The following is an 11,373-nucleotide window of genomic DNA, read 5'->3' on the forward strand; positions in this document are numbered from 1 at the left end:
CATTAATTTTATCTTTAACTGTCTTATTATTTTACCATTAGAGTCAAATTATCGGTCAACTGGTTTGTAGTAAGACGACTACTTCTGCCGCGATGCCCTCTCCTCTACCTGTAAACCCTAACTTCTCTGAAGTTGTCGCTTTGACATTCACTTGTTCAAGCTCTGCTTCAAGGAGTTCTGCAATGACTTCACGCATCGCAGAGATATGAGGAGCCATCTTCGGCATCTGTGCAATAATCGTACAGTCTACGTTTCCAAGAACGTAGCCTTTTTCTTTCACAATGTGAAAAACATGGCGCAGAAGTTCTTTCGAATCCGCATCTTTAAATGCCTCATCCGTATCAGGAAAATGCTTCCCGATATCTCCTTCCCCAATAGCTCCAAGACAGGCATCTGCCACAGAATGAAGCAAGACATCTGCATCTGAATGACCTAGTAACCCTTTCTCAAAGGGAATTGTAACGCCACCAATGATACAAGGGCGTCCCTCGACAAGCTGATGTACATCAAATCCATGCCCGATTCGCATTAAGATCCACTCTCCTTCTTCTCTCTTAATATAGCCCTAGCGAAAATTAAATCTTCAGGAGTCGTTAATTTAACATTCCAATAGTCGCCTGGAATAATCTTAACGGTCCTTCCGTTCATTTCTACAAGACTCGCATCATCTGTCCCAACGATATTGTTCTCTTCGGCCCAACGATGAATGTCCTTTATGATAGAAAGACGAAAAGCCTGCGGAGTTTGAACTGCCCACAAGCTTGATCGATCAATGGTTTTATCAACCTTTAAATCACTTACCTGCTTTACGGTATCTTTTACTGGCACAGCCACTACTGCGCCGTCATATGTAGAGGCAGCCTCCGCTAAACTAGAAGCCATATCAAGTGTAAAGAAAGGACGAGCGCCATCGTGAATGAGAACGACCTTTTCGCCATCTAGCGCCTTAAGGCCTTCGTATACACTTTGCTGCCGTTCTCTACCACCTGTGACGACCCTAGTAACCTTCGTAAGGTTGTACTCCCTGATCAATAAATGAAAATCCTCATGTTCTCGTTCATTTACTGCTAATACTATTTCTTCACAGTTCTTATCACTCTGAAAAACCGATATCGTATGCACGATAATCGGCTTTTCATCAAGCATGATAAATTGTTTATTTTTACCTGCATTCATACGCTTCCCCTGGCCTGCTGCAGGTATAACAACAGAATACTTCAAACCTAGAACCCCCGTTAGCTATCCCCTAGAGCGCCTTTTCAAGCAATTTAGGCTTGGCAAAAATCATACGTCCAGCAGATGTTTGCAGTACGCTCGTCACAAGAACATCGATTGTTTTACCAATGTAGTCTCTACCGTCTTCTACTACGATCATTGTACCATCATCCAGGTATGCAACTCCCTGGTTGTATTCTTTCCCGTCCTTGATCACCTGTACATTAAGCTCTTCTCCAGGAAGGACAACGGGCTTAACTGCATTTGCAAGATCATTGATATTAAGCACTTGAACCTTTTGCAGTTCGCACACTTTGTTAAGATTGAAGTCGTTCGTAACAACCATTCCATTCACAAGCTTAGCAAGCTTCACTAGCTTACTGTCCACCTCTTGAATGTCATCAAAATCGCCTTCATAGATCTCAACATTTATTGCGAGCTCTTTTTGTACTTTGTTTAAAATATCTAGACCTCGTCGGCCTCTGTTTCTCTTTAAAACATCTGAAGAATCAGCAATATGCTGGAGTTCTTCAAGGACAAACTGCGGAATGACAAGCGTCCCTTCGAGGAAGCCAGTTTGACATATGTCAGCGATTCGTCCATCGATGATGACACTTGTATCAAGAATCTTTAGCTTTGATGAGCCAGAATCGATCTCTGGTTCTTCAGACTCTCGCTTCTTCTCTCTACCTTTGTTGTTATTGAATAGGTTGATAAGTTCATCACGTTTCTTGAACCCAACTTGAAACCCAAAATAACCACAAAGTACAGTCATGAATATAGGCAGAACATTGCTTACGACTGGCAGCTTAATTTCAGCCAGAGGCATATTAATTAAAAATGCAACTATAAGTCCAATAATCAGCCCAATTGTCCCAAATAAAACATCACCAACAGGAGCTTTAACAACCTTCTCTTCAATGATGCGAATAAAATCAACTATATAATCTGTTATCCAAAAAGTTGCTAGGAAAAATAGAACCGCTCCGATCACAGCACCAGCATAAGAATTACTGAAAACGGTTGGTATGTCACCTATATTGAGTAATTGAATGAGTTCTGGTAAGTAAATTAAGCCCAGCGCGCCGCCTAAAATGATAAAAAATAACTGAATGATCCACTTTATCATCGACGTTTTCACCTCCTTCTATCATTATATACAATTTACTAAAATTGAAACGTTATTCTTGAAGTTTGCGAATTTTATAGTATGATAATAGGTTAGCTTTTATGCATATAAATTAATTATAGAGTAGCACAGCCCCTATTGAATGTCTATTTGTTCGCCCTATATGTGCCGATCTACAAACAACTGTTCCTGAATGCGTTTCAAGCCCGCTTTTATTTTTTTCGCCCGAATTTCTCCAATTCCTTCAACCTTATCCAACTCTTCTATAGAAGCTGTAGCAATATCATTTAGGTTCCCAAAACTACTAACAAGGTTCTCTATGATATTTGAAGGTAAGCGAGGAATCTTATGTAAGATCCGATATCCCCTTGGTTTTACAGCTTCGTTTTGTTCTTCATACCCTAATATTTTCATGATCGAATGATCTTCAAGCAAATCATCGCTCGTTAGTTTTTTCAACCTCTTCATAACATCTGCTGGTGTTTCGTCGACATCTTTAACATAGTCTCCGATCAGCCATCTTGCCTCTGCTTCAAGATTTGTTACGAGTTCTTCCATCTGCATGCTGATCAATCGTCCTTCAGTACCGAGCTCGTTTATATAATTTAATATTTCTTGCTTGATTCTAAGAACCATTTCTATTCTATGAATAACTTGCGCTACCTCTTGCAAGGTGGCAAGCTCTTCGAATTCAAGAGCTCCAAGATCGGTTATCCCTTGATCTAGTACTGATTTATACTTTTCGAGCGTCTGCATCGCTTGATTCGCTTTTGTCAAAATAACGCCGATCTCTTTCAATGAATAGCGAATGTTGCCCTGGTAAAGCGTGATAACGTTTCGTCTTTGAGAGATCGAAATCACTAGATTGCCTGTTTGCTTGGCGACACGCTCTGCCGTTCGATGGCGAATCCCGGTTTCTGTTGAGGGAATCGTGGTATCCGGTATTAACTGCGTGTTTGCATAAAGAATTTTGTTTGCCTCTTTATTGATGATGATCGCGCCATCCATTTTAGCGAGTTCATATAGATAGGCTGGAGTGAAACGACAGTCGATGGAAAACCCACCATCAACTAAATCTTGCACTTTTCCGTTATAGCCGACAACGATCAATCCACCCGTTTTCGCTCGTAATATGTTATCGATGCCCTGTCGTAACATCGTACCGGGCGCCACAATCTTTAAGATGTCATTGATTACCTCCTGCTTTTTTTCTATCTCCATCAGTTAACCTCCCAATGCTTCGTTTAATGCTTCATCTACGGTTTGAACACCTATTACCTGAATCCCTTCTGGAAATGACCATCCACCAATATTCTTTTTAGGAATGATTGCTCTCTCAAAGCCAAGCTTTGCTGCCTCTTGCACACGTTGTTCGATTCTGGATACTCGTCTGATTTCTCCGGTAAGGCCAATTTCTCCAACAACGACGTCTGTAGCTCTAGTCGGTTTATCACGAAAACTGGAAGCTACAGAGATAGCAATGGCTAAATCGATCGCCGGTTCATCTAATCTTACCCCACCCGCAACATTTAGGTATGCATCCTGATTTTGAAGGAGTAGTCCGACCCGCTTTTCTAGAACCGCCATCAGTAGTGAGACTCGATTATGATCAATACCCGTTGCTGTTCTTCTAGGGTTTCCAAAACTTGTTGGTGATATGAGCGCTTGAATCTCTACTAATACAGTCCTCGTCCCTTCCATCGAAGCGACAACAGTGGAACCTGCTGCACCTGAAGACCGCTCTTCAAGGAAGATTTCTGAAGGGTTAAGAACTTCTTCTAGACCCTCTTCTTTCATCTCGAAAACACCTATTTCATTCGTTGATCCGAATCGATTTTTGACACCTCTTAGAATTCTGAACGTATGGTGGCGTTCTCCTTCAAAATATAAAACTGCATCAACCATATGCTCAAGTAGACGAGGTCCTGCAATCGATCCTTCTTTTGTTACGTGACCAACGATAAAGATCGCGATTCCACGTGTTTTCGCTATTCTCATCAATTGTGAAGTACATTCTCTTACTTGGGAGACGCTTCCTGGCGCAGATGTAACTTCCGATCGAAATATGGTCTGAATAGAATCGATAATGACGAGTTGTGGTTCAATTTCATCTATCGCTTTACTAATATACTCTAAATCAGTCTCAGCTAATACAAATAGTTTTTCTGCATCTACCCCTAATCGGTCTGCTCGGAGCTTCGTTTGCTTCACAGACTCTTCACCAGAAATATAAAGAACTGGGTGGTCTCTTTCTGCAAGTTTTGATGAAGTTTGTAATAATAACGTAGACTTTCCGATCCCAGGGTCTCCTCCTACAAGAGCAAGAGAGCCTGGAACGATTCCTCCCCCTAATACGCGATCAAGTTCTACGATTCCTGTTAAAATACGATCCTCTTTCTCCTTTTTCACATTTCGGATCGATTCAGGTTTGCTTGTTGTCGTATCATTAGAGGTTACAAATCGTCTACGATCAGTGTCAGATGGAACAAACTCTTCTACCATCGTATTCCACTGATGACAGCCTGGACATTTCCCCATCCATTTCGCAGATTCATAACCACAGTCTTGACACATAAACTTCGTTTTTTTCTTAGCCATCTTCTTCCCCACCTTCAATGTACCGAACACTTTTTCTTATATCATCATATCACAATTTTCAAGGTCCTATGACCTTACAGCACTTGCCTATGTATGGAAATACTCGCTGTTCTTTTCCCTTTATTGAGACAAAACATGCCTATAAAAAAAGAAAACCGGAAGACAGCAGCCTTCCGGTAGAAACATTTTACTTAGACGTTGCTTCAGATAGCGTTTCAACTACGAAATCTTCGTTCTTGTAGTCGATTTTCACGCGCTGACCTTTTTCGATGCTGCCTTTTAGCAGTTCTTCAGAAAGACGATCTTCAATGTGACGTTGAAGTGCTCTTCTCAACGGACGAGCTCCATAGTCTGGATCGTATCCTTCCTCTGCAATCTTGTCGAGAGCAGAATCAGAAAGTTCGAATTCGATACCGTGATCTGAGAGGCGAGTTTTTAACTGGTTCGCCATCAGTACGATGATTTCTTTTAAGTGTTTCTTCTCAAGAGAATGGAACACGATGATCTCATCGATACGGTTTAAGAATTCTGGACGGAACGTTTTCTTCAGCTCATCCATCACTTTACTCTTCATATCATTGTACTCTTCGCCCTCAGAGCCTGTTGTGAAGCCAACGTATTTATTACGCTTCAGCGTACTTGCTCCTACGTTTGAAGTCATAATAACGACTGTATTTCGGAAGTCGACTACGCGCCCTTTAGAATCTGTCAAACGCCCATCTTCTAGTACTTGAAGTAAGATGTTAAAGACGTCTGGGTGAGCTTTTTCAATTTCATCTAGCAGAATAACAGAGTATGGCTTACGTCTAACTTTTTCTGTAAGTTGACCGCCTTCTTCATAGCCCACATAGCCTGGAGGCGAACCTACTAGTCTTGAAGTTGCGTGTTTTTCCATATACTCTGACATGTCGATTCTGATCACTGAATCTTCTTCGCCAAACAGCGTTTCAGCAACGGCTCTAGCGAGTTCTGTTTTACCAACACCCGTAGGTCCTAAGAAGATGAATGATCCGATCGGACGCTTAGGATCTTTTAGCCCGGCACGAGCTCTTCGAACCGCTTTAGAAATAGATTTAACAGCTTCTTCCTGGCCGATCAGGCGATTATGAAGGATCTCTTCCATTTTCAACAGCCGCTCTGTTTCTTGTTCTTCAAGCTTTGATACTGGAATTCCCGTCCAGTTTGCTACGACGATCGCAATATCATCAGGGGAAACTTCTTGGTTCTCTTTACCCTGTTTTTCTTTCCATTCTTTCTTAGTCTGCTCGAGTTCTTCTCTCAAGCGTTGTTCAGAATCTCTTAAAGATGCTGCCTTCTCAAACTCTTGACTCTGTACAGCTGCATCCTTTTCTTTCCGAACTTCCTCAAGCTTTTTATCTAGCTCTTTTAGGTTCGGAGGAGCTGTATAAGAGCGTAGGCGCACTTTTGAAGCAGCTTCATCGATCAAATCGATCGCTTTGTCTGGAAGGAAACGATCTGAAATATAGCGATCTGAAAGTTTTACCGCAGCGTCGATCGCTTCATCTGTAATCGTTACGCGATGATGTGCTTCATATCGGTCGCGTAGACCTTTTAAAATAAGAGCTGACTCGTCACTCGTCGGTTCGTTTACCTGAATCGGTTGGAAACGACGCTCTAATGCTGCATCTTTTTCGATATATTTTCTATATTCATCTAGCGTAGTTGCTCCGATACATTGAAGCTCTCCACGTGCTAGCGCTGGCTTCAAGATGTTAGATGCATCGATCGCACCTTCTGCTCCACCGGCACCGATAAGGGTGTGAAGTTCATCGATGAATAGGATGATGTTTCCTGCCTGACGAATTTCATCCATCACTTTCTTAAGACGATCTTCAAATTCACCACGATATTTTGTACCAGCTACTACTGTACCCATATCGAGTGTCATGACGCGCTTATCACGAAGTGTCTCAGGAACTTCGTTATTGATGATCTGCTGTGCTAGACCTTCTGCAATGGCCGTTTTACCAACACCCGGTTCACCGATAAGAACTGGGTTATTCTTCGTTCTACGGCTCAATACCTCAATAACACGTTCGATTTCTTTACTACGACCGATTACGGGATCCAGTCCGCCGTCACGTGCAATGACTGTTAGATCTCTAGCAAGACCATCTAGCGTTGGGGTATTAGCACTAGCTCCTGCCCCCTGGTGACTAGATGAAGAACTTTCATTGCTTCCTAAAAGTTGAAGAACTTGCTGACGAGCTTTATTCAAGCTAACACCAAGGTTGTTGAGCACTCTTGCTGCTACGCCCTCACCTTCGCGAATTAAACCTAATAGGATATGCTCTGTACCAACATAAGAATGGCTTAGCTTTCGTGCTTCATCCATCGATAGTTCGATTACTTTCTTAGCACGAGGTGTGTAGTGAATAGACTGGACAGAATCTTGCCCTCTACCAATCAGCTTTTCTACTTCTTTCTGAATCTTTTCTGAGCCAAGACCAAGAGCAGTTAATGCCTTAGCAGCAATTCCTTCGCCTTCACGAATCAAGCCTAATAGGATATGTTCAGTCCCGACATTGTTATGACCAAGACGAATCGCTTCTTCCTGTGCTAATGCGAGCACTTTTTGAGCACGCTCTGTAAATCGTCCAAACATCATCGTTCATCACCCTCCGATTTCTTCGTTTGTTTTTCTAGTTCAAGTCTCTCTCTAATTAATGTGGCACGTTTAATATCACGTTCTGCAGGATTAAGGCTTGCACCTGCATATTGCTGAAGAAAACCTGGTTGAGTTAGAATTACTAGCTCGTTAAGAATTGATTTCGAGATACCAGCTACAAGACCGATATCGATTCCTAACCGGACATTTGAAAGACACTTCGCAGCTTCCTTCGATTGAATGATTCTGCTATTCTCAAGAGTTCCAAGAGAACGATAGATTCTGTCTTCCAATTCAATTCTTGAATTATCTAGCAACATCCTTCTTGCTGATCGTTCTTTTTCAATGACTTGCATCACTACGCCCTGGAGGTCCTCAATAATATCATTCTCGGTCTTACCTAATGTAATCTGGTTTGATATTTGAAAAATGTTTCCTTGAGCTTCACTTCCTTCACCGTAGCTCCCTCTAACAACAAGACCTAGCTGGTTGATTGCAGGTATGATGTGATTTAGCTGCTGTGTTAGCACTAAAGCAGGTAGATGCATCATAACAGATGCCCTCATCCCTGTGCCAACATTCGTTGGACAGCTCGTTAAATATCCTTTTCGCTTATCAAACGCATAATCTACCTTACTTTCAATCCAGTCATCCAAAGCATTCGCGAGGTTTAGGGCTTCTTTCAATCTAAACCCTGCTTCAAGGCACTGAATACGAAAATGATCTTCTTCATTTATCATTATGCTGATCGTTTCATTCTCGCTAAGTAAGACTGCTCCATTTTTTGATTGTTCTACAAGATTTGGGCTAACCAAATGTTTTTCTACAAGAACTCTTTTCTGAGTAGGCCTAAGCGATTCAATCTCGATCAGTTCAAGCTTCCCAATTTCTTCGTTCGGAGCTTCATTAAATTTCTTCTTGATACTTTCTAGAACCTCTAAATTTTGCTGCCCGTTAGAAAGGACCGGAAAAACATAATTCTTCAGATTTCGAGCAAATCTTATTCTACTACTCATGACAATATCTGAATCTGGTCCTTCATCTTGCATCCATGGACTAACAGCTTCACTGATAAAACGCTGAAGTGACATCATTCTCCCCCTTCCGACGCTTTATGTTCGAGGGATCGAATTAAATCTCTCGTTTCAGCAGCTTTTTCAAATTCCTCCTGCTGAATGTATTCTTGCATTTTACTGCGAAGATTTTGTACCTTACGTTCAATCTCGATCGCTGCTCCAGCACGTTTTGGTAATTTGCCAGAATGAACGGTATTACCACCATGAACCTTTCTAAGTATTGGATCGAGGTTCTCTGAGAACGTAGTGTAGCATTCTGAACAACCAAATCGACCAATTTGTGTGAATTGCTGATACGTTAATCCACATTTCGGGCAACTTTGCCGTTCTCTATTGTAAATAGGGTGTGAAGAACTTTCACTTAAAGGTGTTTCAAAATTTAATAACCCCGATAATAAGTTATGGATAGAAAAATGGTTAGTGCCTGGCTCAACCTCACCTTTTTCTTTGGCACACACTTCACAGATATGGAACTCTGTTTTTTGTCCATTGACTATCTTAGTGAAGTGGAGCGTAGCGGGACGCTCACCACATTCCTGGCACGTCATAGGGCAACCCTCCTATTTGTACACAAATGCTATTGTTTATATTTTAGTGATGTCAGCATTGCACGCAGCATATTAGCTCTAAGGTGATCTCTCAGCGGCAACTCTATCGTAATGACTGTTCGATCGAGAACACTTAGCATTAACTTCGCTTCTCGTGCTGAAATAACCTCTTCTTCTAACAGCCTTAGAATAATATTTTCAGATACCGCCTGTGGCACTTGGGTCTTAATCATATTCAGCATGTCATCTATTAAATCTGCATGCGTCTCAGGCTTCACTTTTAATATTCTTATATAACCGCCTCCACCCCTTTTACTTTCCACAATATATCCTTTTTCAATCGTAAAGCGGGTGTTGATCACATAATTAATTTGAGAAGGAACACATTGAAACTTATCAGCAATCTCACTTCTTTTTATCTCAACAGCATCTCTACCTTCTACCATCAAGATTTTCTTAATGTATGCTTCAATTACATCGGAAACATTCCGCACATCGCTGCCTCCCTTCCGTCTCCAAACTGACTTTGACTATATTTGACGTTAAATACATTATAACGCTTTTCAAATGGATTGGAAAGTAACATGTCTCTTCAATTCTTTGTTTGAACCTTACCATCATTCCCAAATATATGGCATTCATTCCTTGCAATTTATTCTTTTTATCTCCTCGATTTCTTTAAGGTGATCGACTATTGTTGAGAGTTTCGTTGCATTATTTGTATTCACTAGGATTGAATACGTATAGATTTTCTTATCTCCTTCATATCGCGCTTTTTTTGGATCATCCGTTTTCATTTCTAGAACACTTATATCCATTTCCTCTATCTTTTCTATAACAGACTTTAACGAAAGCCCCTCCTCAACAAAAAGATTCACCCAATGCTGTGACTTAGAAAGGTAGAGCTTCTCGATTTTGCTTAAGAAAACGAGGCTCAATACAACGATCAGTGTAGTCAATATCGCCTCATAGATCATTCCTACTCCGACAACTAACCCTATCCCAGCAACTACCCAAATCGATGCTGCAGTTGTTAGTCCTCTCACGGTCCAACCGTTTGCTAATATTGTTCCAGCACCTAAAAACCCTATACCACTTATAACATATGAAGGGATACGAGAAGGGTCAAAGTTAATATTAGCGTGAGTCTCATTATATTCTTCAAAACCATATAGAGATAATAGCATCATCAAACACTCTCCAACCCCAACAAGAATGTGAGTTCGAAAACCTGCTGGGTGCCTTTTAAACTCTCTCGATTCCTATAACTCCACTTAATACTGCTGCTATTAAAATCCGTATCGATATTGTATCGAAATTGTCTGCTAGTGTGATGTCGAATACTTCCATAATAGATCCCTTTCTCTGTTTTCTTTTGATGTATTTTACCCTTCTATTAGTGAAGTTTAACGTGGAATGTATTGATTGATGCTTCGAACTGGGAGAGATTGGAAAGGATGCAATGGGTTTGTTTTAGGGTAGAATGCTGGAATGGGTTATTTGCGCTTTTAGGAAGGATATCAGCGATATTTTGGATTTATCGGCGATCGTTTGGTTTTATCAGCGAAGCGTTGTTTGTAACTTTTGATTTGTTAAAAGCACATTCAGATAAAACCTTTTGGGGCGTGAATTGGGGCGATATCCGCGAAATTTTCATTTTATCCGCGATAATCATGATATATCCGCGCTTTTCGATTTATATCCGCGAAACCGGGGCATTTATCCGCGATTCTGAGGACATATCCGCGAACCACATTTCAAGAAGAGCCCCTGATGACTCAACCCCGCATTCAGACAAAACAAAAAAGCCAGAGCTCAATGCTCTGACTTCTCATTTGCCTAGCGACGTCCTACTCTTGCAGGGGGAGAGCCCCCAACTACCATCGGCGCGCGAGCTTAACTTCCGTGTTCTCATACGGGGCGCGATAAGCGGCGAACTTCTTCGTCAGCTGCGCGATGCTGGATCCTCATAGATCTCCGAATATCTACTCCGGTCCAGCCTCACTTGCTTCCTCGAATTTCTTGCTTCTCCCACCCCTACGAAGCTTTCGAAGATGCCCTTTTCTTTCTTCTCAATGAAGGTACTTACCTTACGGTCTCGCAATAAAAACCAAAAAAGCATACAAAAAAGCATACAAAAAAGCCAGAGCTCTATGCTCTGACTTCTCTCTTTGCCTA

At 41.5% G+C, this 11,373-nt stretch carries 11 protein-coding genes; 1 reads left to right on the top strand and 10 read right to left on the bottom strand.

What is annotated here, in order from left to right; all coding sequences use genetic code 11:
• Positions 1 to 55 precede the first annotated feature (55 nt).
• The 10 genes from ispF to ACXAEY_RS21335 form a co-directional block, all read right to left on the bottom strand.
• Positions 56 to 529 (bottom strand): 2-C-methyl-D-erythritol 2,4-cyclodiphosphate synthase, encoded by a 474-nt coding sequence (ispF, locus tag ACXAEY_RS21290; protein WP_270182768.1) that lies wholly within the window; start codon positions 527 to 529, stop codon positions 56 to 58.
• Positions 529 to 1,221, bottom strand: a complete 693-nt coding sequence (ispD, locus tag ACXAEY_RS21295) for a 2-C-methyl-D-erythritol 4-phosphate cytidylyltransferase (protein WP_270182767.1) — start codon at positions 1,219 to 1,221, stop codon at positions 529 to 531. The genes ispF and ispD overlap by 1 nt, the downstream gene beginning before the upstream one ends.
• A 25-nt stretch (positions 1,222 to 1,246) precedes the next feature.
• Positions 1,247 to 2,344: a PIN/TRAM domain-containing protein gene (locus ACXAEY_RS21300; RefSeq protein WP_270182766.1), complete on the bottom strand. Its 1,098-nt coding sequence runs from the start codon at positions 2,342 to 2,344 to the stop codon at positions 1,247 to 1,249.
• 159 nt (positions 2,345 to 2,503) lie between these two features.
• A complete protein-coding gene (gene disA, locus ACXAEY_RS21305; RefSeq protein WP_270182765.1) occupies positions 2,504 to 3,565 on the bottom strand; it encodes a DNA integrity scanning diadenylate cyclase DisA in 1,062 nt (353 codons plus the stop codon).
• 3 nt (positions 3,566 to 3,568) lie between these two features.
• The gene (gene radA, locus ACXAEY_RS21310) at positions 3,569 to 4,942 is read right to left on the bottom strand and encodes a DNA repair protein RadA (protein WP_270182764.1); all 1,374 of its coding nucleotides are present in this window, start codon (positions 4,940 to 4,942) and stop codon (positions 3,569 to 3,571) included.
• 187 nt (positions 4,943 to 5,129) lie between these two features.
• Positions 5,130 to 7,571 carry an ATP-dependent protease ATP-binding subunit ClpC gene (gene clpC, locus ACXAEY_RS21315; protein ID WP_270182763.1) on the bottom strand — a complete coding sequence of 814 codons (2,442 nt, stop codon included), beginning with the start codon at positions 7,569 to 7,571 and terminating at the stop codon, positions 5,130 to 5,132.
• Entirely contained in the window at positions 7,568 to 8,662 is a 1,095-nt protein-coding gene (locus ACXAEY_RS21320; RefSeq protein ID WP_474814670.1) for a protein arginine kinase, read from the bottom strand. Before ACXAEY_RS21320 ends, clpC begins: the two co-directional genes overlap by 4 nt.
• On the bottom strand, positions 8,662 to 9,195 hold the full coding sequence (locus ACXAEY_RS21325; RefSeq protein ID WP_270182762.1) for a UvrB/UvrC motif-containing protein: 534 nt from the start codon (positions 9,193 to 9,195) through the stop codon (positions 8,662 to 8,664). Before ACXAEY_RS21325 ends, ACXAEY_RS21320 begins: the two co-directional genes overlap by 1 nt.
• Positions 9,196 to 9,224: 29 nt before the next feature.
• On the bottom strand, positions 9,225 to 9,689 hold the full coding sequence (locus ACXAEY_RS21330) for a CtsR family transcriptional regulator (RefSeq protein WP_270182761.1): 465 nt from the start codon (positions 9,687 to 9,689) through the stop codon (positions 9,225 to 9,227).
• A gap of 144 nt (positions 9,690 to 9,833) precedes the next feature.
• Positions 9,834 to 10,412, bottom strand: a complete 579-nt coding sequence (locus tag ACXAEY_RS21335; RefSeq protein ID WP_474814917.1) for an MgtC/SapB family protein — start codon at positions 10,410 to 10,412, stop codon at positions 9,834 to 9,836.
• A gap of 204 nt (positions 10,413 to 10,616) precedes the next feature.
• Here ACXAEY_RS21335 and ACXAEY_RS21340 point away from each other — a divergent pair, with 204 nt between their 5' ends.
• Positions 10,617 to 11,168 carry a hypothetical protein gene (locus tag ACXAEY_RS21340; protein WP_474814674.1) on the top strand — a complete coding sequence of 184 codons (552 nt, stop codon included), beginning with the start codon at positions 10,617 to 10,619 and terminating at the stop codon, positions 11,166 to 11,168.
• Positions 11,169 to 11,373 lie beyond the last annotated feature (205 nt).

The sequence above is a fragment of the Anaerobacillus sp. ABA4_114 genome (assembly GCF_056159065.1).

Coding starts and splice junctions, on each gene's coding strand:
- ispF (WP_270182768.1), bottom strand. CDS start 529: ATGCGAATCGGGCATGGATTTGATGTACATCAGCTTGTCGAGGGACGC.
- ACXAEY_RS21300 (WP_270182766.1), bottom strand. CDS start 2,344: ATGATAAAGTGGATCATTCAGTTATTTTTTATCATTTTAGGCGGCGCG.
- disA (WP_270182765.1), bottom strand. CDS start 3,565: ATGGAGATAGAAAAAAAGCAGGAGGTAATCAATGACATCTTAAAGATT.
- radA (WP_270182764.1), bottom strand. CDS start 4,942: ATGGCTAAGAAAAAAACGAAGTTTATGTGTCAAGACTGTGGTTATGAA.
- clpC (WP_270182763.1), bottom strand. CDS start 7,571: ATGATGTTTGGACGATTTACAGAGCGTGCTCAAAAAGTGCTCGCATTA.
- ACXAEY_RS21320 (WP_474814670.1), bottom strand. CDS start 8,662: ATGTCACTTCAGCGTTTTATCAGTGAAGCTGTTAGTCCATGGATGCAA.
- ACXAEY_RS21325 (WP_270182762.1), bottom strand. CDS start 9,195: ATGACGTGCCAGGAATGTGGTGAGCGTCCCGCTACGCTCCACTTCACT.